At 46.4% G+C, this 25,611-nt stretch carries 25 protein-coding genes; 16 read left to right on the forward strand and 9 right to left on the reverse strand.

Annotated features, from left to right (window positions below):
- Positions 1 to 29 precede the first annotated feature (29 nt).
- From C7475_RS28310 to C7475_RS28325, 4 genes are all read right to left on the reverse strand, one after another.
- Positions 30 to 1,259: a WG repeat-containing protein gene (locus C7475_RS28310; protein WP_158286643.1), complete on the reverse strand. Its 1,230-nt coding sequence runs from the start codon at positions 1,257 to 1,259 to the stop codon at positions 30 to 32.
- Positions 1,260 to 1,361: 102 nt separating this feature from the next.
- Positions 1,362 to 1,946, reverse strand: a complete 585-nt coding sequence (locus C7475_RS28315) for a YdeI family protein (RefSeq protein ID WP_199236303.1) — start codon at positions 1,944 to 1,946, stop codon at positions 1,362 to 1,364.
- A gap of 6 nt (positions 1,947 to 1,952) precedes the next feature.
- Positions 1,953 to 2,366 (reverse strand): DUF1761 domain-containing protein, encoded by a 414-nt coding sequence (locus C7475_RS28320; RefSeq protein ID WP_110056799.1) that lies wholly within the window; start codon positions 2,364 to 2,366, stop codon positions 1,953 to 1,955.
- 67 nt (positions 2,367 to 2,433) lie between these two features.
- Positions 2,434 to 3,126 (reverse strand): YafY family protein, encoded by a 693-nt coding sequence (locus tag C7475_RS28325; RefSeq protein ID WP_110056800.1) that lies wholly within the window; start codon positions 3,124 to 3,126, stop codon positions 2,434 to 2,436.
- 252 nt (positions 3,127 to 3,378) lie between these two features.
- On the opposite strand from C7475_RS28325, the gene C7475_RS28330 reads away from it, so the two are divergent.
- Entirely contained in the window at positions 3,379 to 4,143 is a 765-nt protein-coding gene (locus C7475_RS28330; protein ID WP_110056801.1) for a hypothetical protein, read from the forward strand.
- 525 nt (positions 4,144 to 4,668) lie between these two features.
- Here C7475_RS28330 and C7475_RS28335 read toward each other — a convergent pair.
- From C7475_RS28335 to C7475_RS28345, 3 genes are all read right to left on the reverse strand, one after another.
- Positions 4,669 to 5,727: a hypothetical protein gene (locus C7475_RS28335; protein ID WP_110056802.1), complete on the reverse strand. Its 1,059-nt coding sequence runs from the start codon at positions 5,725 to 5,727 to the stop codon at positions 4,669 to 4,671.
- 140 nt (positions 5,728 to 5,867) lie between these two features.
- Positions 5,868 to 6,587 carry a hypothetical protein gene (locus C7475_RS28340; protein WP_110056803.1) on the reverse strand — a complete coding sequence of 240 codons (720 nt, stop codon included), beginning with the start codon at positions 6,585 to 6,587 and terminating at the stop codon, positions 5,868 to 5,870.
- Positions 6,588 to 6,923: 336 nt separating this feature from the next.
- Positions 6,924 to 7,487, reverse strand: a complete 564-nt coding sequence (locus C7475_RS28345; RefSeq protein ID WP_110056804.1) for a hypothetical protein — start codon at positions 7,485 to 7,487, stop codon at positions 6,924 to 6,926.
- A gap of 293 nt (positions 7,488 to 7,780) precedes the next feature.
- Here C7475_RS28345 and C7475_RS28350 point away from each other — a divergent pair, with 293 nt between their 5' ends.
- From C7475_RS28350 to C7475_RS28415, 14 genes are all read left to right on the forward strand, one after another.
- A complete protein-coding gene (locus C7475_RS28350; protein WP_110056805.1) occupies positions 7,781 to 8,212 on the forward strand; it encodes a CBS domain-containing protein in 432 nt (143 codons plus the stop codon).
- A gap of 135 nt (positions 8,213 to 8,347) precedes the next feature.
- On the forward strand, positions 8,348 to 8,782 hold the full coding sequence (locus C7475_RS28355) for an NADH-quinone oxidoreductase subunit A (RefSeq protein WP_110056806.1): 435 nt from the start codon (positions 8,348 to 8,350) through the stop codon (positions 8,780 to 8,782).
- Positions 8,763 to 9,401 carry an NADH-quinone oxidoreductase subunit B gene (locus C7475_RS28360; RefSeq protein ID WP_110056807.1) on the forward strand — a complete coding sequence of 213 codons (639 nt, stop codon included), beginning with the start codon at positions 8,763 to 8,765 and terminating at the stop codon, positions 9,399 to 9,401. The genes C7475_RS28355 and C7475_RS28360 overlap by 20 nt, the downstream gene beginning before the upstream one ends.
- A 13-nt stretch (positions 9,402 to 9,414) precedes the next feature.
- On the forward strand, positions 9,415 to 11,154 hold the full coding sequence (gene nuoC / locus C7475_RS28365; RefSeq protein WP_110056887.1) for an NADH-quinone oxidoreductase subunit C/D: 1,740 nt from the start codon (positions 9,415 to 9,417) through the stop codon (positions 11,152 to 11,154).
- 14 nt (positions 11,155 to 11,168) lie between these two features.
- Positions 11,169 to 11,633 carry an NADH-quinone oxidoreductase subunit NuoE gene (gene nuoE, locus C7475_RS28370; protein ID WP_110056808.1) on the forward strand — a complete coding sequence of 155 codons (465 nt, stop codon included), beginning with the start codon at positions 11,169 to 11,171 and terminating at the stop codon, positions 11,631 to 11,633.
- 4 nt (positions 11,634 to 11,637) lie between these two features.
- On the forward strand, positions 11,638 to 12,912 hold the full coding sequence (gene nuoF / locus C7475_RS28375; RefSeq protein ID WP_199236304.1) for an NADH-quinone oxidoreductase subunit NuoF: 1,275 nt from the start codon (positions 11,638 to 11,640) through the stop codon (positions 12,910 to 12,912).
- 28 nt (positions 12,913 to 12,940) lie between these two features.
- Positions 12,941 to 15,649: an NADH-quinone oxidoreductase subunit NuoG gene (gene nuoG, locus C7475_RS28380; protein ID WP_110056809.1), complete on the forward strand. Its 2,709-nt coding sequence runs from the start codon at positions 12,941 to 12,943 to the stop codon at positions 15,647 to 15,649.
- The gene (nuoH, locus tag C7475_RS28385) at positions 15,646 to 16,602 is read left to right on the forward strand and encodes an NADH-quinone oxidoreductase subunit NuoH (protein WP_110056810.1); all 957 of its coding nucleotides are present in this window, start codon (positions 15,646 to 15,648) and stop codon (positions 16,600 to 16,602) included. The genes nuoG and nuoH overlap by 4 nt, the downstream gene beginning before the upstream one ends.
- A gap of 27 nt (positions 16,603 to 16,629) precedes the next feature.
- Positions 16,630 to 17,145: an NADH-quinone oxidoreductase subunit NuoI gene (gene nuoI, locus C7475_RS28390; RefSeq protein WP_110056811.1), complete on the forward strand. Its 516-nt coding sequence runs from the start codon at positions 16,630 to 16,632 to the stop codon at positions 17,143 to 17,145.
- Positions 17,146 to 17,158: 13 nt separating this feature from the next.
- The gene (gene nuoJ, locus C7475_RS28395) at positions 17,159 to 17,692 is read left to right on the forward strand and encodes an NADH-quinone oxidoreductase subunit J (protein ID WP_110056812.1); all 534 of its coding nucleotides are present in this window, start codon (positions 17,159 to 17,161) and stop codon (positions 17,690 to 17,692) included.
- Positions 17,692 to 18,000 carry an NADH-quinone oxidoreductase subunit NuoK gene (gene nuoK / locus C7475_RS28400; protein WP_110056813.1) on the forward strand — a complete coding sequence of 103 codons (309 nt, stop codon included), beginning with the start codon at positions 17,692 to 17,694 and terminating at the stop codon, positions 17,998 to 18,000. Before nuoJ ends, nuoK begins: the two co-directional genes overlap by 1 nt.
- 6 nt (positions 18,001 to 18,006) lie before the next feature.
- On the forward strand, positions 18,007 to 19,896 hold the full coding sequence (gene nuoL / locus C7475_RS28405; RefSeq protein ID WP_110056814.1) for an NADH-quinone oxidoreductase subunit L: 1,890 nt from the start codon (positions 18,007 to 18,009) through the stop codon (positions 19,894 to 19,896).
- Positions 19,893 to 21,362, forward strand: a complete 1,470-nt coding sequence (locus C7475_RS28410; RefSeq protein WP_110056815.1) for a NuoM family protein — start codon at positions 19,893 to 19,895, stop codon at positions 21,360 to 21,362. The genes nuoL and C7475_RS28410 overlap by 4 nt, the downstream gene beginning before the upstream one ends.
- Positions 21,355 to 22,794 (forward strand): NADH-quinone oxidoreductase subunit N, encoded by a 1,440-nt coding sequence (locus C7475_RS28415; RefSeq protein WP_110056816.1) that lies wholly within the window; start codon positions 21,355 to 21,357, stop codon positions 22,792 to 22,794. Before C7475_RS28410 ends, C7475_RS28415 begins: the two co-directional genes overlap by 8 nt.
- Before the next feature lie 88 nt (positions 22,795 to 22,882).
- On the opposite strand, the gene C7475_RS28420 is transcribed toward C7475_RS28415, so the two are convergent.
- Entirely contained in the window at positions 22,883 to 23,512 is a 630-nt protein-coding gene (locus C7475_RS28420) for a nitroreductase family protein (RefSeq protein WP_110056817.1), read from the reverse strand.
- 83 nt (positions 23,513 to 23,595) lie between these two features.
- On the opposite strand from C7475_RS28420, the gene C7475_RS28425 reads away from it, so the two are divergent.
- Positions 23,596 to 24,441 carry an AraC family transcriptional regulator gene (locus C7475_RS28425; RefSeq protein WP_110056818.1) on the forward strand — a complete coding sequence of 282 codons (846 nt, stop codon included), beginning with the start codon at positions 23,596 to 23,598 and terminating at the stop codon, positions 24,439 to 24,441.
- Between the two features lie 74 nt (positions 24,442 to 24,515).
- Here C7475_RS28425 and C7475_RS28430 read toward each other — a convergent pair whose 3' ends face one another.
- Positions 24,516 to 25,520: an SDR family oxidoreductase gene (locus tag C7475_RS28430; protein WP_110056819.1), complete on the reverse strand. Its 1,005-nt coding sequence runs from the start codon at positions 25,518 to 25,520 to the stop codon at positions 24,516 to 24,518.
- Positions 25,521 to 25,611 lie beyond the last annotated feature (91 nt).

A 25,611-nucleotide genomic window follows, 5' to 3' on the forward strand; every position in this document is an offset into this window, starting at 1 on the left:
TACGGGTTGATAACATTTTGACGGTTCAATTAATCTTCAAAGAAAAGCCGTCCTGTACTAGCTAAATATCCTCTTGAGCGCGCCTTGTTGTTAGCTACTACATCAATAACGTGGATCGATTTTCCATTACCCAGCGGCACCTCCTTTGACGGCGTTATCACAATATAGAACTGAGGCTTGACCAGCAGCGGTTGCGTTCCCTCAACGGTAAAAAGCACACCATGATCTTCTCCGGCAGTCAGTACAAAACCAGCGCCTGTAAGGTAAATATCATCCAGTCCGCTTGCCAATACGATGCCCTTCCTATCAATGATCGACTTTTTACCATTACTTACAATAACGAAGAAACCATTCCTGTGATCGCCCCTGGTCATATCAAGGCCCTCATAAATGAAAGGCAGAACAACTGCGTTCTTTGTATTCACCACTCCCCATTTGCCCTTCTTTTTAACCGCCATCAACCCTTCTGACTCACTCCCATTTGCACAGTCAATGCTGTCATATATAGCAGGAATAACGTCACCGGCAAATGGGGCATTGAACCGGAACCCATATCTACCATCTTTACGTATCAGCTGTTCTTTAAACGTAAGGCGGGGTACTGCTGGCTTAGATCTCGATGGCAACCCGTTTACATCCACAACTTCGCCTTTCTCTTCCCATGTTCCCGGAGCAGGAGGCGGCGGAACTGGTGACAAAGACGCTACAGCCCAGTCACTCATTGGTCCCGGCTTGCCGTCACGAACTGGTATCACAAACTCCTTTCCATCTTTCTCTACCTTCACAATGGTATCAGAAACAGGATCGGCTTCATAGTATATCGCTTCTGCTATCCATTGCCGGCTGCTGACGTCAAAAACGCCCTTTTCATGCCGCTTCTTCTCAACCGTGAACAATGTACCCGCTTGATTATCTACACCGCTATAAACAGTATCCAGGATCAGGCGTTGGGAGACAATATCATAAACACCATATCTGTTGTCTCTGGTAGCCACTACTGCGTAATTGTTTGCTCTTGGATAACGCCTTTCCGCCGGAACAGGAAAATAAATCATAAAATAGTCGAAAGGGACTACCACTTCGTTCTTAGCATTAATTGCTCCCACCATGCTGCCTTTATTGACAGCTGCATAACCGTTTTGAAACAACTCGCAACGATCATATTGTGCGGGAATCCTGAGTGTACCATCCAATGAAGCATAGCCCCATTTGTCTTTCACACGGTAAGGGATCAATGCATCCTGTGCAAAACCTTGCATAACAGCAAGTTGAATTAAGGAAAACAGTAACAGGCGTTTCATATAAGCAATTACACGGTATAGGTTATAACGTAAATATATGCATTATTCTACCAACGGTTGTCACGTGAACTGTTTAGGCTTCAGTTGCTGCGCCGCAAGTACTGCTATTTCTTCAATTCTCTTTTGCCTCGTCTCAGGGCGTTTTGCAAGCACGATCCACTGCAGCATACTTTTTTTGACAGACTTGCTTAAGCCCATGAAATATTCCTTTGCCCCCGGTTGTGTCTTAAATGCTTTAGTAAGGTCTTTAGGAATCTTCAGCTCTTCTACATCATCTAAGATCGACCATGAGCCATTTTGCTTCGCCACCTCAATACTCTGGTGACCCGCCGGCATCATAAGCCCTTCTGCTATCAGCCGCTCCACATTTCCCTTATTGATCTTCGACCAAACACTATTGGGCTTTCTCCGGGTAAAGGACTGCATGAATTGATCATCGTTTACCGGCCGGGCAGTACTATCTATCCATCCGAAACAAAGCGCTTCATCTAAAGCTTCACTCCGGCTGATAGTAGTAACGTTCGCACTCTTTTTATAAAGTATCAGCCAGACAGATTGCTTTTTATCATGGTTCTTTTCTAACCACCGCCGCCATTGCTGCTTGTTTTTTGGGGTCAAAGTTTCTATATCTTTCCTCTCCATCATGGATAATTATTTCATAACAACTAAAACAATACTTACAATCGAAATACCTGTTAAATGATAAGCTCCGCTGATGATCCCATAAAGAATTGGCCGTGGAATATTGGGGTTGATGGCAATATTAACTGTATTCGCGAACAGGTATCCAATGCCAACAAGTAATGAAAACATTAAGGCATCTCCAACAGATGAGATATTCAACGCATAGATCAAAAATGCGCTGGCTACAGTGATCACAAGAGAACAGATCGCCGGGCCGACAATAAAGATAGGTTTATTCTCTAAAGTCTCGTTTTCCCGTCCCAGGGAGATCTTGTACGGCTTACTGAAAAACTGGGTGAACCACAAGGCTCCTAGTAAAAAATACACTACAAAGGCCACTAAAACACTGATCCAGTTCAAGTTCGCTAATTGACTGAGCATAAAATTAATTTTTTAAAAGTTTATGCTGCAAAGCTAAAGGGGACATATGACAGCCTTATGTCAGGGGTCAGTGATAACGATCAAAATATTCCTGTAAGGTCATTTTATGGGGGGTAAATTGCTCTGTTTGCACATGTAGCTTCTGGATCCTGTCAAGACGGAAAAAACGGAACTCACTCCGCATCCGGCACCATGCTATTAATAGCCAGCTTCCCTGGTTACTTAATAGTGCAAAAGGCTCGATCAACCGGCTGCTTGTCTCGTTCTGTTCGTTCGTATAGTCAATCTTAGTCAGATAAAAATTTGTCAGTGCATATTGCAGTTCTGATAGATTATTGCTATTCCTTTCACTGTTCAGGATCTGTGTAAACTGGGTCCTTTGAGAAAGCAGGTTCGCCTTGTCTTTCACCTGATGTCCTAATACGGCTTTTATCTTGTCAATAGCAGCTGAATAATCCCTGATAAATGAAGCATCTTTCGTTTTCAGGACTAACTGCTCTGCAAGTATTAATGCATTGGCCTGGTTCTCTGTAAACATCACGGGAGGGATCTTATACCCTTCCATCAGCGTATACCCTCTCCCTTCTTCTGTCAGGATAGGCACGCCTGCCTGCTCCAATGCTTTTATGTCCCGGTAAATGGTCCTGACGCTAACCGAAAATTTATCAGCCAGCTCGGTTGACGTTAATAACCGTTTCGTTTGCAACTGTATCAGGATGGCAGTGAGCCGGGAAAGCCGTTTGGTGTCGTTATCGCTCATTATCGGGCCTTAAAGGACGTTTTTGAGCTAATATACCCTTGAGAAGGGCAAATTCAAAATTAGGGCGTTTCTTTTCGATTTTCGACAGTCTCAAAACCTCACCCGAATGGTGGTTAATATTATCAAACCCCGCGTTACAAATATTACAAAATTCACAATATCAACACGAAGGACATTAGACAGTCTTTAATTCTCCACACAGGACCTAATGCACGGATTAGTATATCTTTATACATCACCAAAACATTTTTAATGGCCAGACAAACATCTTTGATCACTTTTACCGGCAGGCTCGGGAACGTGATCGGTTATTGCCGGGACGGCGAACACTTCCTCCGCAGTATGCCGGAAACAGTAAGACAAACAACAGGTACCCTTCGTGCCGCCCGGCGCTTCGGGGCAGCCAGCAGAAAAGGCGCCCTCATCCGCAGTGCGTTCACTAATGAGCTGGATATTCATTGCGATGGCGGTCATGTCAACCGCCTAAACAAAGCCTTCATCCGGTCGGGTAACAACATCATGGCAGCTCTGAAGGGATTCCGCTTCAATCAGCAAACCGGTACGGAAAGGTTCTTTTCCATAGCACCCGAATTATCAGGTACTGATCTGCTGCACATTCCGGCACAAGTACTGCCTGAAATTAAAGGCGTCACGGCCCTGGAGGTAAAAGTGATCGCCACCCGCGTAAACTTTGGAACACAGCAGGTAGTCGATGTCGAAACTGCTATAACCGTGCTGGATCTTTCAGAACCTTTTGCCGGCGCAACACTCCCGGTGAACGTACCCGGTAGAGGAATACTCGTAGTGACCTTGCAGGTCAGGGCAATAAACGGGGAAAACCCATCCTGCAACAGCAAGTATATGGCCGCTGATGTGATAGCCGTGTTGCTTCCACAAGCACAACCGGTCCTGCCTAAATCAGACCTTCAACAACAGGTAATATATCAGCAGTCATTCAACGCAATGTTCGCTCCTTTATATGCGCACATTTCCCTGCCTGCTGTACAACGCGAATAAACCGCCCCGCCTTAAAGATGTATTTTGATGAGTAAGAATAACCATTGAGCGTAATACCCGAACAATACATTTTAACATAGATTTTCCACATGTTACCCCTGCAGGCTTTCCCTTCAGCCGTCCTTCCCTTGCCCTAAAGCACTATCACATACCTCACCAGCAGATATCACTACTTCTACAGACAAACGGAATGCCTCCGGATCAAGTCCACGTTTACAGCTATGTTACGTCGGGTGTTATAGTATGAATCCCCTGGTAATCAGGTTGGATGAACTAATATTTCAATACCCGATCACAGACTCGTTAATTCGATAAAAAGCAGAATAAACAATCTTTAGCATTTGTTGATACAGCAGAAAGCCGCCCTCAAACTACTGAAGGCGGCTTTCTGCTGTATCACTCAGTACATAAAGATCAGCTATTAACTGTCATGCTGATTATTTTTGATTCATATCAAAGATAACAGCGCATACAACATTGTATCTATGCAAACACAAGAAGGTCTCAAACCCGCTACTGTCCTACCTATTCTTTATAATAATATTTTTCGATGCTACTCTCTTCCGCCTTCCCATTCTCCAGCACCCGGTAACAAATTACAAACTCTAACAGCGACTTCTCATTATACTCATTCCGGTACAGCACCTTCCCTATCTCTTCATTATTTTCAGGATTTATAACTTTCGATTCTATTACCTTCCCCTGCTCATCAACTGTCTCAGTATTATGACCAAGCAATTGCAACTTCGTTTTCGTGATGTATTCTTTATTGAATATCGGAATAGCAAACTCCATATGTGACCGCTTCATATAATCATGCATGCTTGCCATATCATATTGCCCGATCACCATCTCAACCTCCGGGATCAGGTAAAGTTTAATATTCCGCTCATTCCCCTTACGGATCGTTTCTTCTACTTTATATAAGTACATTTTTCCATCATACCTGCCATGATGTTCTGTCTTTTCAAGTTCTTTCTTTGCATTATAAAAAAAGTTTTTCTGCGTAGATAAGAAAAGACTTTCCCCATGCTTCAGAAATTTCTGTTCCTCAACTAACAAACCGTTTTGGTCATACCTGTAATTGATTTGATCAGAAAACCGGTCGTTGATAATGGTCGATTGTGACAACACGGTCTTGCCCTGATAGGTATAATTGATCTTTGTTACAGTACCATCTACGGCTACAGATTTCTCAGAAACCTTCACACCATTCTGATACGTATAGTGATAAGAATATGTCGTCCCATCTTCACTACGGCAATTTCTAGCCAGCAATAGCCCGTTTTCATATTTGAAATCCTGAACGGAAGCAGCTTCCTCTATCGAATACCAACCGTTTTTGCCTAATACCTTATGTCCCTGTGAAGTAAAATGCGCATAAGCTTTTGTATCATTTTTATATTGGATCAAACGGTAACTTTCATCGGTATATTCATGCACATCCAATCTGCCAAATTCATCTCCCTCTTCCTTCCCTTTGAAGGTCTCCAAAGTACCGATGATCTGATCTTTCTCATTGTAAAATATCTTTTTAATTCGCTGGAAGGAATCGTCACGATAGATTTCTTTGGTAAGCAGCATAGTGTATAGGATTATGGCAATAAATATACATAAAACAATGAGAATGCATTTTCCTATCTCAAAAACTCAGGTGTCGCCTAAAATGCAAGAGACAGATGTTTCCATCTGCCCCTTTTTTTATTCCATATCAGCCTTAATATCTATTTAGAACTCAACTTGGGTTTATAGATCAGTATTTCGGTCCAGCGGTGTTGTACCGCCTCTGCATAGTCTTTCAACCAGGTATCGAACGCACCTTCACCATAGGCTTCATCATACCTTGCGGCTAACGGTTTACGATATTCCACGGATAATTCTTTAAAGCCATCCCTCAAACGGGTTACGGCAATATAACCCGGTTCTCCGGATGCCATCACAGAATAAACTGCCACAGATTCCTTACCGGCTTCCCATACCTTTTTCAGTTTCTTTGTCAGTTCCTGCACATCAGCGATCTTACCCGGGTTAGCCGTAATATGGTTTATAACGATCTTATCGGCATAATCAGTAAGTTGTACAGTACTCAGATCCGCCTGGAAAACAAAATAACCTCCCTCACCATGACCTTCAGTAAGTGGTAATACATTATTCATCCAATCTGCCGTATGTTCGTCACTAATATCTCCACGGCCATCCAACGCATCCCAGGTACTGGGACCTTCCGTGATCAGATATCCACCATAGTCTGGTCCGGACTCAATGCTCCATACCCGCCAGCTCACATCTCCGGTATGATACTTCTGCGCATGGCTGGTCAGCGCCTTCTCAAACTGGACTGCTTTATCATTTTTAGAGAAGAGGCGGTTCGCTGTCAGCACTGTTTTCGTTTGCCCTGTTACAAATAGCGGAATAAGTAAAAAGAAGAAGAACAACTTTTTCATGGTGTATGAGTTTTTGGTTGATGAATAAAATGGCGGATGCTATAAATAGCAGACAAAAGCTAAGACTAGCTAAAGGTTATATTTCCATGCTGTAGTTTAGAACATAATAGTCCAACGCCATGCTTTCCATTAACAAAAGCATTGTCAACACGTGGATTTGCTCAATAGTAACAAATTGGTTATTCAATTCAATTGCCCATTCGACAATACGCGTACACTGTTCCGCTCAGATAGAAGTTAGTAGTTCTTTTTGGAGTTGTTTATTAAGGAGAATCTTAAAGCAAGGTACGTATTTTTTTTGTGCGTCATTACAAAAAGCGCTGCATCAGCATCTGATCAGAATTTCACAGATTCGACCTTCCACGATCCGTCATAATTTACCAGGTTTGCCATCCCTTCGAAATACCCTTTCTCACCAAAAATAGAAAATGATATCCTTGCACTATAAGTCGAAATTGATCCCGTTACGAACACCCCATAACGCTTGATCTTACCAGTTTTTTCCAATACGGTCTGATTAGCTTCGCAATAAGCCTGAGTAGCCTTAAATGCGTCGGAACGGCTAAACACTAAATATCCCGCTAAAGTCATGAGCATTAAAAATGCAAACCAGAACGTCACAAATTCCGGGAATTTCTCTTTAAGATATGCAGGCCTCAAACTGACGCTGCCCCCTAAAGTCGTCATATTCTTCCAAAGAGATTCCCCTCTTGGATAATGTCCTTTTTTTGCTTTGTAGTTCCTGGCCCAGTATACAATGCCCACGAATAAAAGTACAGGAGCAGCTATCACACCGGTCCATGTATACGTGCTGATGCCAATAAATTCAGCAACAAGGGAGATACACCATAAAACGCAAGCGGCAATAATTAAAATACGATGATTAATAGGTCGGGACATCAGTAGCTATTATTTTCTTTGAGTTGATCCGGCAACAGACTTATCCATATTAGCCGCGCCAGCGTACTATACGACAGCGTTACGAACAATTTGACAGACGGCGCAAGATAATAATTGCCGATATATTAAGGTAAATATTTCTATAATACCCGTTTTTACACTTATTACAAAACGCTGCGACCCCATCCGGTAGCCGTTCTTCAGCCATTTAAACTTAAAATCCACATTTAAAGTTGTTATTATTCAAAAAAAGCCTAACTTAATAGTATAGTCACTTCCTTAAATTCTTTGTTATGGATACTGTAAGAAATATCCTGCAAATAAAAGGGAACCTGGTTTACACAACCTGCATCACATGCAGTGTATACGAAGCACTGGAAGTACTCGAAGAAAGAAATCTAGGCGCACTTGTAGTAGTAGACGAAAGTGGACAACTGGTAGGAATATTCACTGAACGGGATTACGCACGCAAAGTCATCCTGAAAGGACGCTCCTCTAAAGAAACACTAGTCAGGGACATTATGACGGATAGCCCGGTATTTGTTACACCTGATACAGAATTAGAATATTGCATGCAATTGATGACGAATAAGTTCATCCGCCATCTCCCCGTTATCGAAAACAATCAATTGACAGGCCTTATCTCCATCGGTGACATTATGAAATATGTCATCAACAACAAAGACTTCATCATTCAGAACCTCGAGCATTACATCGTCAGCTAAGTACATCAGACTGTCTGTACAACTTCTGCGCTATCGTCAGGTATTTGGTACATCAACTGGATTTAGGACCAATTTCTTTTTATTAAAAAGGAGTGGATACGCTGTACCCCTCCCTCAGGAAAAAAATTTTACGTTATGGGAAACGAACAAAGTATTCCCTTGTGGCCTTTATTGCTCTATTCCGGCCTTGTAGTGATACTACTTGCTGCTATCCTTTCTTTGTCCTATATATTAGGTCAACGCCATAATGACCGCGCCACCAATAGACCCTACGAAGGTGGAATAGAGCAAACAGGCTCCGCACGCATTCGTTTCTCCGTACAATTTTATCTGGTCGCCATGTTATTTGTCATCTTCGACGTGGAGGCCGTTTTTATTATGCTCTGGGCACTCGGCTTCTATGAACTGGGATGGCCCGGATACGTAGGGGTAGCACTCTTTATCGCACAACTTGTTGTTGTCCTTATATACGAATGGGGTATCGGCGCTCTCAACATCGGGGCCGATGCTAAAAAAATATTAAAAGCCCATAAACTAAAACAGAAACAAAATGAAATGGTGGTTAAGTAAAGCAGGCGATCAGTCAGGCCATATCTCGGGAAACGGCAGCATGGAAGAAGCTGTCAGCAGAAGTATTATGCTGACCACCGTACAGGATCTCCTGGGATGGGGACGCAAAAATTCCATGTGGCCATTCCACTTCGGTTTAAGCTGCTGTTTCGTTGAAATGGCTACCAGCATTACCAGTAAATACGACGTTGCAAGATTCGGTGCTGAAGTGATCCGCGGTACTCCACGCGAAGCAGACGTCATGGTCATTGCAGGGACCGTGTTTATCAAAATGGTCCCTATTATCAAACGGCTTCATGAACAGATGATGGAACCCCGCTGGGTCATATCCATGGGCAGCTGCGCCAACAGTGGCGGTATGTATGATATCTACAGCGTCGTACAAGGCGTAGATAAATTCCTCCCTGTTGATGTGTATGTGCCCGGCTGTCCTCCCAGACCCGATGCATTTATGCAGGGACTGATGTTACTGGCCGATGCAGTAGGCAAGGAAGCCCGTCCGCTCAGCTGGACCATCGGTGAACAAGGCGTCATCAAACCTCATATGCTTTCAATGAAAGAAGCTAAACGTGAAGAACGCTCTAATATGACTTCCTTCCGGGGGGTCGATGAAATATAAAATTGGTATAAATATGCTGGAGACGGATCACATACACGCACAACTGATACAACGCTTCGGCCCGGATGCACTTCAACAGCAAATAACCGCCGACAGGATACTCACACTATGGACCAGTAAGAGTAACATTGTTTCCGTTATTGAATATCTGAAATCAAACAACTTTCCCTTCCTGTACGATCTATGTGGTATAGACGAACGGGACCGGGCCGGTAAAGAGAAACTCCCTGTGGCTGATTTTACCGTTGTTTATCACCTGTTCTCATTTAAACAAAATGAGTTCGTCCGGCTCAAAGTTGCATTAACAGGTGAATACCCATCACTGCCTTCCATAACAACTCTTTTTCCCAATGCCAACTGGTACGAACGCGAGATCTATGATATGTTCGGCATCCGCTTTGAAGGCCATCCACATCTGACACGCCTCCTGATGCCACTCACCTGGCAAGGTCACCCCCTCCGAAAAGAATATCCGGCAAGAGCCACCGAAATGGGACCGTTCCGCCTCTGGGACGAAAAGCAGGATATTGAACAGGAAGCGCTCCGTTTCAAGCCGGAAGACTGGGGCCTGCAATCGCATAGTGAAGACTCCGATTTCATGTTCCTCAACATCGGTCCTCAACACCCCGGTACTCACGGCGTATTACGCATCATCCTGCAACTGGATGGTGAAGAGATCGTAGACGCCGTTCCCGAGATCGGCTTCCATCACCGTGGTGCTGAAAAGATGGGGGAACGTCAGAGCTGGCACACCTACATCCCATATACAGACCGTGTAGACTATCTGGGCGGTGTCATGAACAACCTGGCCTACCTGCTCGCCGTTGAGGAAATGGCCGGCATAAAAGTGCCCGAAAAAGTAAAAGTGATCCGGGTCATGCTGTGCGAACTATTCCGCATCAACAGTCACCTGGTATGGTTCGGCACCTTTGCACAAGACCTCGGACAACTATCTCCCGTTTTCTACATGTTCACCCAACGGGAAAAGATCTTTGATATTATTGAAGCTGTATGCGGCGACCGCATGCATCCGAACTGGTTCCGTATCGGCGGCGTAGCCCAGGACCTCCCACAGGGATGGGACAGGCTGGTACGCGAATTCATCACCCACTTTCCAAAAGAACTCAAACAATACAACGACATGGTGCTGCGGAACAGCCTGATAAAGGCACGTACTAAAGGCATCGGCGTATACACTCTTGAAGAAGCTATCGAATGGGGCGTGACAGGCCCCGGATTGCGGGCCTGCGGCTTTGAATGGGACTTCCGTAAAAAACGGCCCTATTCAGGCTACGAAATGTTTGATTTCGATATTCCCATTGCACAGAATGGCGACTGTTTTGACCGCTCTCTCGTAAGGGTCGAAGAAATGAGACAAAGCCTCCGCATCATCGAACAGTGCCTCAACAATATGCCGGAAGGCGCCTATAAAGCAGACCATCCCCTCACCACTCCCCCCATTAAGAAGCATACCATGCAGGATATTGAAACCCTCATTAACCACTTCCTGAATGTGAGCTGGGGACCCGTTATTCCGCCTGGTGAAGCCATGAGCTGTGTGGAAGCTACCAAAGGCGCCAATAGCTATTACCTGGTCAGCGATGGCAACACATCTTCTTACCGTACACGCATCCGCACTCCATCATTTGCACACATGCAGATGATCCCGTATATCAGTAAAGGTTATACAGTGGCAGATCTCCTTTCCATCCTGGGAAGCGTGGATTATGTGCTGGCAGACATAGACAGATAGTGAAATCAAATTTTATGCTTACAGCAACAGAAAAAAAAGAAATAGATCACGAAATAAGCCTGGTGCCTTTCAAAAAAGCATCAGTCATAGAGGCTTTGAAGATCGTTCAGCAGCACCGCGGATGGATCAGTGATGAAAGTGTTGAAGCAATTGCAGCCTATCTGGAAATAAGCCCTGCTGAAGTAGACAGCGTAGCTACTTTCTATAATCTCATCTTCCGCCAGCCTGTTGGCAGGCACGTCATCCTGATCTGCGACAGCATCTCCTGTTATGTAATGGGCTACCGCCCGCTGCGTAAAGCACTGGAAGAAAAGCTGCAACTCCGCATGGGAGAAACAAGTCCCGATGAACGTTTTACATTATTGCCCAACGTCTGCCTCGGTTGTTGCGATCGTGCGCCGGCAATAATGATAGATAAAGACCTGTACACAGATGTGGAGCCTGCAATGCTCGACGATATCTTTAAAAAATATACATAATAAAATGGAACGCCCGCTTACAAGGAACATTCATCCGAACCGTCCGGCCCTCACACTGAAGGAATATGAAATGACCGGCGGATATGCTGCCCTGCGCAAAGTGTGCAGCGGGATGTCGCCTGCCGCTGTTCAGAAGCTGGTGGCGGACAGTAATCTGAAAGGACGTGGTGGCGCAGGTTTTAATACGGGTATCAAATGGAGCTTCGTCCCCATGGGCGACAATGCCCCCCACCCAAAATATTTGATCTGTAATGCGGACGAAATGGAACCCGGCACCTTCAAAGACAGGTTACTCCTGGAAGGGAACCCGCACCAGCTGCTGGAAGGGATGATCCTGGCCGCGTACGCCATCCAGGCGGAAGTCTCTTATGTATTCCTCCGCTGGGCCTATCATAAGGCGGCAGAGATAATACGCAGGAGTATCCAGGAGGCATATGATGCCGGTTACCTCGGAAAAGATATCCTGGGAAGTGGTTTCCATCTCGATATGCACCTGCACACCGGTGTTGGCCGCTACATGTGTGGAGAAGAAACTGCTTTGCTGAATGCATTGGAAGGAAAACGCGCCACGCCCAGGGCCAAACCTCCCTTCCCACAGATCAGCGGCCTGTTTGGCAAGCCTACTATCGTCAATAATGTGGAAACACTGTGTTGCATATCCCATATCGTCAACAACGGCGCTGACTGGTTTAAAGGACTAAGCTATAGCGAAGATAGCGGCACTAAACTATATGGCGTAAGCGGCAAAGTAAAAAGACCCGGCACCTGGGAACTGCCGATGGGTATCACCATGCGTGAACTGATCGAAGAGCACGCAGGTGGTATGAAAAACGGTGTAGAACTAAGAGGCGTATTACCAGGCGGTGCATCGACAGACTTTCTCACCACTCAACACCTCGATATCAAACTGGATTATAAATCTGTTGCAGCTGCCGGCAGTCGTTTAGGTACTGGCACCATGATCGTGATGGATAGCGATACCTGCCCTGTCGGTTTTGTACATAACCTCCAGCACTTCTTTGCACAGGAAAGCTGCGGCTTCTGTACTCCCTGTCGTGAAGGCCTGCCCTGGGTGGAAAAGATCTTGTGGTCGCTCGAACAAGGAGAAGGAAAACAGGAAGACCTTGAGCTGCTGGATATGCATACGCAGCTCCTCGGTCCCGGTAACACCTTCTGTGCGCTGGCGCCCGGTGCGATGGAGCCATTACAGAGTGCTTTAAAATATTTCCGCGATGACTTTGAAAAACATATTCATCATAAAAAGTGTCCGTACGACTAACGAAGAATAGTATAAATACATCTTCACCATGCCTACAATTTATATTGATAACAAACCTTTCGATGTGAAGGCTGGCAAGAACCTGTTGGAAGCCTGTCTTAGCCTCGGTCTTGATCTGCCTTATTTCTGCTGGCACCCCGCCATGGGAAGCATCGGCGCTTGTCGCCAGTGTGCGATCAAAGTATTTAAAGACGAAGAAGATACCCGTGGCCGGATCGTGATGAGCTGCATGGAGGGTGTAAAAGATGGAATGCGCATCTCTGTGGAAGACGCTGCAGCCAAAGCATTCCGCTCCCAGGTAGTAGAATGGCTAATGACCAATCATCCGCACGATTGCCCTGTATGCGATGAAGGCGGCAGCTGCCACCTCCAGGATATTACTGTCATGACAGGACATAACTACCGGCGCTATGAGTTTAAGAAACGTACGTATCCCAATCAATACCTGGGCCCACTCATCAATCACGAAATGAACCGTTGTATCCAGTGTTACCGCTGCGTACGTTACTATCGTGATTATGCAGGAGGAAAAGATCTCAACGTTTTTGCAGCACATAACCATGTTTATTTTGGCAGGGAAAAAGACGGCGTACTGCAAAGTCCCTTTAGCGGCAACCTCGTAGAAGTATGTCCTACAGGTGTTTTCACAGACAAGACATTAAAAGAGCACTATACCCGCAAATGGGACCTCACCAATGCTCCCACCGTTTGCCAGCATTGCAGTCTTGGTTGTAATACAATTTCCGGTGAACGTTATGGTAAACTACGTAACGTTGTAAACCGGTATAACAGTGAAGTGAACGGTTATTTCCTGTGCGATAAAGGTCGCTTTGGATATGAGTTCGTGAACAGCGAGAACCGCATCACACAGCCGCTTATCCGCAACCGTACAGTGGAAGCAGCCGGACATGATGCAGTGATGCAACACGTGCGCACTTTGGTATCAGGGCATACATTGATAGGCATTGGTTCTCCGAGGGCTTCCCTTGAAAGCAATTTCGCCCTCATGGAACTGGTAGGTAAGGAAAACTTCTACCAGGGTATAACGGATGACCTGGTATATATAGAACAAAAAATAGTGGACATCCTGCAATCCGGTACCATTCATACCCCTTCCCTGAAAGAGATTGAACAGGCAGATGCCGTTCTTGTATTGGGCGAAGACATCTGGAATACAGCGCCGGTAATGGCGTTGGCAGTGCGCCAGTCAGTCATGAAGACTGCGGCCACCCATTCCACGGAACAGGTGCCGCTCCCCGCATGGCATGATAACGCAGTGAAAGAACTGGTGCAGGAAGACAAAGGATTTCTGGCAAACATCACACTGCTACCCTCCCCGCTCGATGAGATCTCCACAGCTACGATGAAGGCAGCCCCTGATGATATCGCTAGGTTAGGTTTTGCGATCGCGCATCTACTCAACCCCTCTCTGCCTGAAGTTCCTAACGCAAGTGAAGCGCTGATCAGTCATGCCAGCAACATCAGCAAAGCCCTGCAGCAGGCCAAACATCCTGTGATCATTACCGGAACTTCCTGCTGGAGTAACGCATTGATAAGGGCTGCGTTTGATATTGCCGCAGCATTGGACATGAATGAAAAGAAGGCAGGACTTGCATTTGTAATGCAGGAATGTAACAGCATGGGGCTTGCAATGATGCGGGCGTCTTCTTTTGACAGAGTCGTTGCCAACGTGCGGAACGCAGCTAATGTAACAGCTATCATCCTCGAAAATGATCTGTATCGTTATATACCGGCTGCTGAAGTAGATGCCTTCTTCAGCAAATGCAAAAATATTATCGTACTCGATACTCTACATAACCGCACTACCGAGAAAGCGCATGTGCTTATCCCCGCAGCCACCTTCGCTGAAGGAGACGGCACTTTCGTGAATAACGAAGCACGCGCCCAACGTAGTTCCCAGGTGTTCATGCCCGCCAACAAAGAGATCAAAGAAAGCTTTAAATGGCTATCGGACATTAAATCATCAAGGACCATCACTGCCAATGGCCACGACAAGCATCCGGACGACCTGATGCTGGCACTGGAAAGCAAACTGCCACAGTTCGCAGGCGTATCCAGGGTGGCGCCGCCACACGACTATCGCGTACATGGTGCCCGTATTCCACGGGAATCACATCGTTATAGCGGCCGTACTGCTATGCTGGCGAATCTATCCGTAAGCGAGCCACAACCATTGCAGGATGATGATTCATCGTTGTCTTATACAATGGAAGGATACAGAGGTATGCCGCCATCACCGCTCATTCCTTTCTTCTGGTCGCCCGGATGGAACTCCTGCCAATCGGTAAATAAATATCAACAGGAAACCGGCGGTTCATTAAAAGGTGGAGATCCCGGTGTCCGCTTGTTTGAGCAAACAACCGCAGCACCGGTTTTCTCAAAAGATATTCCAGACGCATTTGCTCCCCGGCCAGGCAAATGGATGCTGTTACCACAGTATCATCTCTTCGGTTCCGGTGAACTGAGCATATATACAAAGGGAATTGCATCGCTTTCCCCTGAACCTTACATCTCCTTATCTAAACGTGACGCAGAAACGTCCCGGCTGAATAACGGAGATCCTGTTTCGGTAAAGACCAATGGAAAGACATACGCATTTCCGCTTTCAATCAACGAATCATTACCTGATGGCATCATGTTGCTGCCCGCAGGTCTGACAGGATTGGAAGCACAGGACTGGGGAGCATGGGTGAACATCTCAACTGTAATTGTATGACTGTAATGCAACACATATGGATCGTTCTGGGTGTACTCTTTGTATTCCTGAACATTGCCGCAGGGCTCATCTGGGTGGAACGCAGATTACTCGCTATGTGGCAGGACAGGCTTGGACCTAACCGAGCCGGACCACTGGGGCTTTTTATTGTACTGGCGGATACTTTGAAGCTCTTCTTCAAGGAAGACTGGATCCCGCCATTCGCAGACAAGTGGGTATTTATTCTCGCTCCCGCCATAGTAGTAGCCAGTGTACTGATGGGTCTCGCCATCGTTCCTTTTGCACCAGGAATTGTTGTAGCGGACCTGAATGTCGGACTGATGTTCTTCCTCGCCATGTCTTCATTGGGTGTATACAGCATTGTACTGGGAGGATGGGCGTCCAACAATAAATATTCCCTGCTGGGCGCGTTGCGCGGCGCTTCTCAGATGATAGCATATGAAGTGTTCATGGGCCTTTCCCTCATGGGCGTAGTGATGCTGAGCAAGTCTTTTAACCTGACAGATATTGTAGCCGCACAGGAGAACATGTGGTTTATTGTAACACAGCCTGTGGGTTTCGTTATCTTCTTTATCGCAGGTCTTGCAGAAACCCATCGCCTGCCCTTCGATATCCCCGAAGCAGAAAGTGAACTGATAGCAGGGTTCCACTCAGAATATTCAGGGATGAAATTCGGGATGTTCTTTATCGGTGAATACCTGGGTATATCACTGATCTCCGCCATGACTGTTACACTCTTTTTCGGCGGATGGCTTGGGCCTGCATTCCTCCCTCCCGTTGTATGGTTCTTCCTCAAAACATTTGTATTCATCGGCATCTTCATCCTGATGCGTGCTTCATTGCCACGCCCCCGGTATGATCAGCTGATAGGCTACGGATGGAAACTGCTCTTGCCCCTGGTACTGCTTAACCTGTTGGTTACCGGCGCAATTGCACTCTGGCTTAGATCTTAAATGATAATAACATAAAATCGAATAACAATGATTAGTCACCTGCGTACAATGTGGTTGGTCTTCATCCACCTCTTCAAAAAGAAGGTCACTATCGAATACCCTGAAAAAAGAGTAGAACTGCCACCGCGCTGGCGGGGACGTATCGTACTGACTAAAGACCCGGATGGTGGTGAGCGCTGTGTAGGTTGTTACCTGTGTGCCGCTGCGTGCCCGGTGGATTGTATTGCCCTGCAGGCAACTGAAACGGAAGAAGGACGCCGGTACCCGGAGTTCTTCCGCATTAATTTCTCCCGTTGCATTTTCTGCGGATATTGTGAAGAGGCATGTCCTACTTACGCTATTCAGCTCATTCCCGATTTCGAGATGGCGGAATATAAACGCCAGGACCTCGTGTATGAGAAAGAAGACCTGCTTATCAACAGCCAGGGGAAATACCCCGGTTATAACTTCTACAACGTAGCAGGTCTTGATGCAGGTGTGAAAGAAAAAGGTAAGGGGAAAGACGAAGAAAAACCTGTAGATGTAAAAAGCTTATTACCCTGAAAATACACAAGATATGTCTCTGGTCTTTTATATCTCATCATTCGTTGCGATCCTGGCTACCATTATGGTGATCACCCGTCATGATCCTATCCATGCACTACTATACCTGGTAGCATCCTTCCTGGCTATTGCCGTTACGTTCCTTTCGCTGGGCGCACCTTTTGCGGCCGCACTGGAAGTGATCGTATATGCGGGCGCTATTATCGTGCTTTTCATCTTTGTGGTAATGATGCTCAATCTCGGTAAGGAAACGGCTAACCAGGAAAAGGGTTGGCTGCGATTGCGGGTATGGCTGGGGCCATCCATACTGGTACTGGTATTACTGGCAGAGATGATCGTAGTGCTGTTGCAACCGCAACCCACTGCTATGCCGGCCGCTGTGGTGACGCCACGCGAGGTATCGCTATCACTGTACGGAGAATACATCATTGCTGTAGAGCTGGTGGGCTTCCTGCTGATGACAGGCATTGTAGGCGCGGCACATATCGGCAAGCACAAGAAAAAGAACCTGCACAGATATCTTCAAACATATCCAAACCTGAACTGATGTCAACTGTTCACGCACATACGGTCTTAATAGTCGCCGCGATCCTGTTCGTACTGGGACTGGCAGGCGTACTCACAAGGAAGAACATCATCTTCATGCTGATCTCTATTGAGATCATGCTCAATGCCGCCGGACTGGCCTTTGTGGCTGCAGGTTCGCGCTGGCAGCAAGCGGACGGACAGATCATGTACCTGTTCATCCTGGCTATGGCTGCTGCAGAAGTATCTGTTGCGCTGGCCCTGGTGTTGCAGATCCAGCATCAGCATAAGACACTGGATGTTGAACAGCTTACAGCACTAAAAGATTAAGTTTTTATGCAACAGTACCTGTATCTGATACCTGCTCTTCCCCTCTTTGGCTTCCTGGTGTTGTCAATGGCGGGGAAACACCTGTCCCGCAACCTGATTGCCGGTATAGGCGCCGGCAGTATCTGCGCTTCTGCACTCATCGCCCTGATCCTGAGCGCCGGCTTCCTGCAATCACCTCCGGAGTCAGGCGCATATACGCAGATATTATGGCATTGGTTCCTTACCGATCACTTATCGGCAGATATCAGCCTGCGTGTAGATGCATTGTCGCTCGTCTTCATTTGCATCATTACGTTCATAGGAGCACTGATCCATATTTATTCGGCTGAATTCATGCGGCATGACCGCGACTACGCCCGCTTCTTCGCCAGTATGAACCTCTTCGTCTGTGCAATGCTGACGTTAGTAATGGCCGATAACCTGGTCTTAATGTACCTGGGCTGGGAAGGCGTAGGGTTATGCAGTTACCTGCTCATCGGCTTCTGGTATGAAACACCGGGCAATTACAGGGCGGCAAACAAAGCATTTGTGATCACCCGTATCGGCGATACAGCCATGATCATCGGCCTCTTCCTGCTATTCAAAGAGCTGGGCACATTGTATATTCCTGATATCCTGACGAAAGCTACTGAACATTTCAACAGCGGTTCTTCCACCATTACGCTTATTGCACTGTTACTTCTTTCGGGAGGTATCGGCAAATCTGCACAACTTCCATTGCAGACGTGGTTACCCGACGCAATGGCGGGGCCTTCTCCCGTAAGTGCATTGATCCACGCAGCAACAATGGTAACCGCCGGCGTCTACCTGGTAGCAAGGATGCATACCTTATTTGAGCTCTCTCCTACCGCCATGCATATTACTGCCGTCATCGGTGCTGTAACCCTGTTTATTGCCGGTTGCAGCGCCATGGTGCAGACAGATATCAAAAGGATCCTCGCGTATTCCACTATCAGCCAGATCGGCTATATGTTCCTGGCGCTTGGTGTAGGGGCCTGGAGCGCTGCTATCTTCCACTTTTTCACGCATGCGTTTTTCAAAGCCTTATTATTCCTTGCCGCAGGTGCTGTCATAGAAATATTGCACCATGAACATGACATCTTTAAAATGGGCGGGCTGAGAAAGAAAATGCCTGTCATCTACTACACCTTCACAATAGGCGCAGCAGCATTGGCTGCATTACCACTGATCACTGCAGGCTTCTTCAGTAAAGACCAGATCCTCTGGTATGCGTGGAGCGCTGAAGGTGGTCATCCGTTACTATGGGCTATTGGGCTGGCTGGTGCGTTTATCACCGCATTATACTCCACCAGACTGATACTGGTAGTTTTCTTCGGAGAGATGAAAACTACACCGGGCCATCTTCCGGGAGCAGCAATGACAGTTCCGCTGGTGATACTGGCCTTCTTTTCAATAGCAGCGGGCTGGATAGAATGGCCACATAATCTGCTGCACGTTTCCATTTTTTCAGAACATGTAGCGCATGCATTGCCCGCCACGACACTGAAGGCCGGCCTGCCGCCTGAAATAGTATTCCAGCTGATCGCCGTCGGGGTATCTCTTTTCGGGATCTATAGCGGGTACGTATTGTACTACGGAGAAAGTCCGCTGCTCATGCGCTGGAAGCAATCACAAGGTCTTATGGACGTACGGAATTTCCTGTTCAAAGGATGGAAGTTCGATCAGCTGTATGATACATTACTGGTGAAGCCTTTCCTGTTCATCACCGGTATTAATAAAGCGGACGTATCCGACAAAGTATACACAGCCATCGCAGATATCAACCTGCATCTCAATAAGCTGTTCTCCGTATCTCAGAACGGCTCATTACGATGGTATGTGACGGGTGTGCTGGTGGGAATCCTGTTTATCATCACCTTACAATTACTGTTATGATACTGATATGGATGATATGCATATTACTTGCAGGCGGCATACTATGCTGGCTGACGGCACAGAAGTCCGCAGTACTGGCCAAATGGATCGCCCTGCTTACTGTCACCGCAGATCTGTTGATCGCATGCTGGCTGTTCCGTATTTACCAGGCCTTCCCGGATAACACGTCCTGGTTCATTAACTACCAGACAGACTGGATACCGGCACTAGGTATCAGCTTCCACGTGGCAATGGATGGATTCAGCCATGTATTGCTGCTCCTGACGTTCTTTCTCGGTATCCTGGCTGTACTCTGTTCCTGGAAAGAGATCAGGGAAAAAACCGGCTTCTATTTCTTCAACCTGTTATGGACCCTTGCAGGTATCAGTGGTGTGTTCATTGCCATGGACATGATACTTTTCTATTTCTGCTGGGAGGTCATGCTGATACCGATGTATTTCCTGATCACCATATGGGGTGATGCACGCCGCCGTTATGCAGGTTTCAAGTTCTTCATCTTCACACAGGTGGGTAGCCTGCTGATGTTATTGTCCCTGCTGGCCCTGTACTTCATTCATGGCGATCAGACGGGCACTTACACCTTTGATTATTTCAGCTTGCTGCGTACGTCTACTGGCTCGCCTGTAATGATGTGGATCATGCTGGGCTTCCTCATTGCGTTTGCCATTAAACTACCGGTAGTACCTTTTCATAACTGGTTACCTGATGCGCATGGAGAGGCGCCTACCGCAGGCAGCCTTGTACTGGCAGGCCTGTTATTGAAGACGGGGGCCTATGGCATCATTCGTTTTGTATTACCGCTTTTCCCCGAAAGTGCTGCCGCTATTGGTCCCTGGATGATATTGCTCGGGGTTATTGGTATTATCTATGGCGCTTTACTGGCCTTCTCACAAACTGATCTCAAACGCCTGATCGCATATACATCAGTGAGTCATATGGGTTTTGTGCTGGTGGGTATCTTTTCCTTTAGTAACATCGCCATGCAGGGAGTGGTCATGCAGATCCTTACACACGGTCTAAGCACAGGCGCGCTCTTCGTCATGGCAGGTATGCTGAAGGAAAGACTGCATACAAGAGATATCACAAAAATGGGAGGCCTCTGGACGGCCATGCCGGCTATGGGAGGCATCGCTATATTGTTTACAATGGCTTCCGCCGGACTTCCCGCGTTAGGTAATTTCATAGCAGAATTTTTTATCCTGCTGGGAACATTCACATCCCATCCAACTTTCAGTATCATAGCCACGCTCGGGCTGATCCTTTCAGCCGTGTATTCGCTGCGGATGATGCAGAAAGTATTTATGGGACAACAGACTGCCACTGAACCGATAAGAGATATCAGCGCCAGGGAATTGGTGATCATGGCCGCGCTAAGCATCAGTATAGTAGCACTCGGCCTTTTCCCGCAACCTGTTATCGACACTGTGCAACATTTATCTACTATTCATCCGTTACTCCATGAATGAGCTACAACTATCAGCCCTCCTTCCTTTCATTGTACTGGCAATGGCATCGGTAATTGTGATATTACTGATCGCTTTCCGGTTAAGTCATACTGTTATCCAGGTAGTAGGATTCCTGATGATGTGCCTTGTTGTCTTCGCCACATGGTATGTCAGGGATACACTGCCACAGGAAATACCACCGCTATTTATTGTGGATGGGCAGGCGGCAGTATTCACGGGACTTATTATCTTCTGCGTATTGGTGATAGGGTTGTTCTCGTACATCTACTTTGAAGAACGGGAAGAGAATCCCAAAGAATATTACATACTTCTGTTTCTGGCCACACTGGGTGCAGCTATCCTCACGATCAGCCAGCACTTTATATCCTTCTTCATTGGTCTCGAGTTATTGAGCGTTAGCTTATATGCGCTGATAGCTTATCTGCGTAACAGGAACAACGCAGTGGAAGCGGGCATGAAGTACCTGATACTGGCCGCATTATCATCTGCCTTCCTGTTGTTTGGAATGGCGCTTATCTATATGGAAACCGGTAGTATGAAGTTTTCCGGTATAGCCGAAAAGTTAGTGACAATAGGGTCTTCTCCCCTGTTCCTGATGGGACTGGGCACAATCATTGTTGCAGTAGGTTTTAAACTTGCGCTGGTCCCTTTCCATCTCTGGGCAGCGGATGTTTATCAGGGGTCTCCTTCTCCTGTGACAGCATTCATTGCCACTATCTCAAAGATCGGAACATTCGCAGTATTGCTCCGTTTTGCGCAAGGCATACAGCTACAGCATTATCAGCTGGCCACTACCATCTTTTCCGTCATTGCTATTGCATCTATGATAACGGGTAATATACTTGCACTTAGACAATCCAATCTGAAACGCTTGCTGGCATATTCGTCTATTGCACATTTCGGCTATCTGCTCGTAGCTTTTCTTCCCGGTAATAACGCCGGTACGGAAGCGGCTATCTTTTATCTGACTGCATATTCCATTACTTTGTTATCTGCTTTTGGAGTGATCATTATGCTGTCGCCAAGCCAGCATGAAGCAGAAGACCTTAAGAACTATGAAGGGCTTATCTGGAGGAGGCCAATTATGGGAACAGTGCTTGCCATCTCCCTTTTGTCTCTTGCAGGTATCCCTTTAACAGCTGGTTTTCTGGCGAAATTCTTTGTACTTTCTGCAGGTGTACAACAAGCTGTCTGGCTGCCATTATTGGTGCTGGTACTTACCAGTGTGATCGGCCTGTATTATTACCTGCGCATCATTAATACTTTATTCTCTACTACGGTGTCAACTGAAGCGATTCCCAAACCTGTACATCCCTTCTTTCACTTCTCCACCTATATTACACTGGTGATCATGGCGGGATTGTTATGCTGGCTGGGGATATTCCCCGGATTGATGTTACAGGGTATAAAAGCTTTTCTCATGCTGCATTAACCATAAATGACTTTATTATCGGGGGAACAATAATGGGCTTCAGTGAGGAAAGCATTTTCCACTGAAGCCCCTATAAATACTGGTTACGCTATTTCAAAACAGTTACAAAGTCAGCAACCGGTCTTCTAACCTTTTTCAGATTAACCAGCCAATCGTTCTCTGCATCCCTGTAACCTACAGCCATCATAGCAACACTCCTCAAACCTTTGGCAGGAAGCCCCAGTTCCTTGTCTACGGCAAGCGGGTCAAACCCTTCCATTGGCGTAGCATCTACCATTTCATTGGCTGCTGCTATCAAACCAAATCCCAAACCGATATAGGCTTGTCTGGCTGCATGATTAAAATTATCATCGGTTGTTTGTTCTGTATGCTTCATCAACAAAAACTGGCGATAGTCCACCAGCCCCTGACTATTACCGCGTTCCGCCACAACCTGGTCGAATACCCGGTTAACCCGTTCCGGCGTAACATTGTCCCATGCAGCAAAAATGATCAAATGAGAGGAGCCTGTTACTACCTGCTGGTTATTAATAACTGGTTGGAGCTTTTCTCTCAACTCATTGTTCGAGATAACAATGATCTCAAAAGGCTGAAGACCATTCGACGTCGGTGCGTAGCGGATGGCATCCAGGATGCGTTCTATTTTATCACTGTTCACTTTTTGTCCGTTCATTGCCTTTGTAGCATAACGCCACAGTAAAATATCAGATAATTCCATAATTATATTCTTTGATACAAAGGTCAGTGACGCGAACCCTTTAGCTTTTGTACAATCCAGCTATAAAGTTGTAAATTTATGTTATGGGAAAAATCAAGCAGTTCGAAACGCTGATCGTGGAGGAAGTAGAACAAACATCGGAAGAAGCACCTTCCGAACATGGGCATAATTTTTTTGAAATCATATACATACTTAATGGACAGGGATATCACTATATTAATAAGACCGCCTTACCTTATAAACAGGGCAACCTATTCTTATTAAGCCCGGAAGACGAACATTATTTCGATATTAAAGAAAAGAGCCGGTTCGCCATTATCAGGTTTACCGATCACTATTTTACTCAGAAACGTCATCTGACCACCGACGAAACACTTGTGATCCATCCAACAGACCTGATCCGCAGTCAGGTGCTCAAAGAGAATATCATCACTTTCAATGGACCCTGTTCAGGCATTTTAAGCAATACCATAGCCAATATCCTCGCATACAAGTGCAAGGTGGACCTTTCTGATTCGGCTATTATTTTCTATCAGATAATGACCATTTTGGGAATGGTCAGGGAAGAGTTGCTCAGAATGGATGCAGATCTGACGAATGAGCAGCCCAGCAAGGAACGTTTGCTGTCATACATTCACCAGCATATTTATAATCCTGAAGACATACAGATCAAAAGTATTGCAGGCCATTTCCATATTTCGGCAAGTTACTTCAGCGCTTATTTCAAACGCAATTTCTCAATGAGCTACCGCGAATATGTTGAGAAATATAAACTGAAGCTGATTGAAAAAAGGATCGCTACCGGGAAGACGTCCCTGAAGCAAATTGCAGATGAATTTGGCTTCACCGATGAGAGCCACTTATCCAAATACTTCAAACAAAAGAAGAATATCAGGCCGACGCTATACCGTAAGGAACACAGCCAATGATACAGTTTCCAATAGCATCATCTTACTCCTTTTTAGGAGCCATATAGCCGGTCGCCCGGCTATATGCGATTATCTTATGGTTGTCCCTTTCCGCCGGAAGATCCGTAGATCTGCCCCGTAGCATAACTACCATCATTCGCTGCAAGCTGGACATAGATGGACGCCAGCTCCACGGGTTGCCCGGGACGTTTGAACGGAGTATCACCTCCAAAACTTTTTAGCTTTTCCATAGTAGCACCGCCGCTTACCTGTAAAGGGGTCCATATAGGTCCTGGCGCTACTCCATTTACACGAATGCCTTTCTCCGCCAGTTGCTTGGCCAGCGACTTTACATAGTTTGTCGTCGCCGCTTTCGTCTGTGCATAATCATACAACTCCGCTGACGGATCATATGCCTGTTCACTGGATGTAGCAATTATGACAGCTCCTGGCTTCATGTGTGGCACCGCTGCCTTCGTAGTCCAGAACGGCGCATAAATATTTGTTTTCATTGTTGCGTCGAAATCTTCACTCGATATATTCAGTATACTTGGTTTGGTTTGCTGGCGTGCTGCGTTATTCACCAATATGTCGAGCCCACCGAGCTGTTTCACAGCTTCAGCTACCATTTTCTGACAGAAAGATTCATCCCGCAGATCGCCCGGTATGGCAACGGCTTTACGACCAGCTTTCTTAATCAGGTCAATTACTTCTTTTGCATCTTCTTCTTCAGCAGGCAAATAGTTGATCGCCACATCCGCACCTTCCCGTGCATATGCTATGGCAGCTGCACGCCCCATACCGGAGTCGCCACCGGTAATTAGCGCCTTCCTTCCTGCCAGCCGGTTTGATCCTTTGTAACTCGTTTCTCCATGATCGGGTCTGGGTTCCATTTTACCTGCCAGTCCCGGCCAGGGCTGTGATTGCTCCTTAAAGGGCGGCTTGGGGTATTTATTTATCGGATCTTCTAATACCGGAGCTACATCTGTTGAAGAAGAAGTGCCTGGTGAACTGAATGCTGGTAACGCAACCAGAGAGGCAAGACCAGCACTTATCCCGCCAATAGCCTGGCGGCGGGTGAATACATTTTTATTGCTCATAGAAAACGCTTAAATGACATAATTGATCGGGACGAGGCTCCGGACTTAACAGGAAGTCCGGCTGCTTTCCCCTATAACCATTTAGGCGTTT

This window comes from Chitinophaga sp. S165 (assembly GCF_003182155.1).
Classification (GTDB): Bacteria; Bacteroidota; Bacteroidia; order Chitinophagales; family Chitinophagaceae; genus Chitinophaga.

Excerpts from the sequence above, each read along its gene's own strand:
- C7475_RS28310 (WP_158286643.1), bottom strand. The coding sequence starts at position 1,259 with ATGCAAGGTTTTGCACAGGATGCATTGATCCCTTACCGTGTGAAAGAC.
- C7475_RS28315 (WP_199236303.1), bottom strand. The coding sequence starts at position 1,946 with ATGATGGAGAGGAAAGATATAGAAACTTTGACCCCAAAAAACAAGCAG.
- C7475_RS28320 (WP_110056799.1), bottom strand. The coding sequence starts at position 2,366 with ATGCTCAGTCAATTAGCGAACTTGAACTGGATCAGTGTTTTAGTGGCC.
- C7475_RS28325 (WP_110056800.1), bottom strand. The coding sequence starts at position 3,126 with ATGAGCGATAACGACACCAAACGGCTTTCCCGGCTCACTGCCATCCTG.
- C7475_RS28330 (WP_110056801.1), top strand. The coding sequence starts at position 3,379 with ATGGCCAGACAAACATCTTTGATCACTTTTACCGGCAGGCTCGGGAAC.
- C7475_RS28335 (WP_110056802.1), bottom strand. The coding sequence starts at position 5,727 with ATGCTGCTTACCAAAGAAATCTATCGTGACGATTCCTTCCAGCGAATT.
- C7475_RS28340 (WP_110056803.1), bottom strand. The coding sequence starts at position 6,587 with ATGAAAAAGTTGTTCTTCTTCTTTTTACTTATTCCGCTATTTGTAACA.
- C7475_RS28345 (WP_110056804.1), bottom strand. The coding sequence starts at position 7,487 with ATGTCCCGACCTATTAATCATCGTATTTTAATTATTGCCGCTTGCGTT.
- C7475_RS28350 (WP_110056805.1), top strand. The coding sequence starts at position 7,781 with ATGGATACTGTAAGAAATATCCTGCAAATAAAAGGGAACCTGGTTTAC.
- C7475_RS28355 (WP_110056806.1), top strand. The coding sequence starts at position 8,348 with ATGGGAAACGAACAAAGTATTCCCTTGTGGCCTTTATTGCTCTATTCC.
- C7475_RS28360 (WP_110056807.1), top strand. The coding sequence starts at position 8,763 with ATGAAATGGTGGTTAAGTAAAGCAGGCGATCAGTCAGGCCATATCTCG.
- nuoC (WP_110056887.1), top strand. The coding sequence starts at position 9,415 with ATGCTGGAGACGGATCACATACACGCACAACTGATACAACGCTTCGGC.
- nuoE (WP_110056808.1), top strand. The coding sequence starts at position 11,169 with ATGCTTACAGCAACAGAAAAAAAAGAAATAGATCACGAAATAAGCCTG.
- nuoF (WP_199236304.1), top strand. The coding sequence starts at position 11,638 with ATGGAACGCCCGCTTACAAGGAACATTCATCCGAACCGTCCGGCCCTC.
- nuoG (WP_110056809.1), top strand. The coding sequence starts at position 12,941 with ATGCCTACAATTTATATTGATAACAAACCTTTCGATGTGAAGGCTGGC.
- nuoH (WP_110056810.1), top strand. The coding sequence starts at position 15,646 with ATGACTGTAATGCAACACATATGGATCGTTCTGGGTGTACTCTTTGTA.
- nuoI (WP_110056811.1), top strand. The coding sequence starts at position 16,630 with ATGATTAGTCACCTGCGTACAATGTGGTTGGTCTTCATCCACCTCTTC.
- nuoJ (WP_110056812.1), top strand. The coding sequence starts at position 17,159 with ATGTCTCTGGTCTTTTATATCTCATCATTCGTTGCGATCCTGGCTACC.
- nuoK (WP_110056813.1), top strand. The coding sequence starts at position 17,692 with ATGTCAACTGTTCACGCACATACGGTCTTAATAGTCGCCGCGATCCTG.
- nuoL (WP_110056814.1), top strand. The coding sequence starts at position 18,007 with ATGCAACAGTACCTGTATCTGATACCTGCTCTTCCCCTCTTTGGCTTC.
- C7475_RS28410 (WP_110056815.1), top strand. The coding sequence starts at position 19,893 with ATGATACTGATATGGATGATATGCATATTACTTGCAGGCGGCATACTA.
- C7475_RS28415 (WP_110056816.1), top strand. The coding sequence starts at position 21,355 with ATGAATGAGCTACAACTATCAGCCCTCCTTCCTTTCATTGTACTGGCA.
- C7475_RS28420 (WP_110056817.1), bottom strand. The coding sequence starts at position 23,512 with ATGGAATTATCTGATATTTTACTGTGGCGTTATGCTACAAAGGCAATG.
- C7475_RS28425 (WP_110056818.1), top strand. The coding sequence starts at position 23,596 with ATGGGAAAAATCAAGCAGTTCGAAACGCTGATCGTGGAGGAAGTAGAA.
- C7475_RS28430 (WP_110056819.1), bottom strand. The coding sequence starts at position 25,520 with ATGAGCAATAAAAATGTATTCACCCGCCGCCAGGCTATTGGCGGGATA.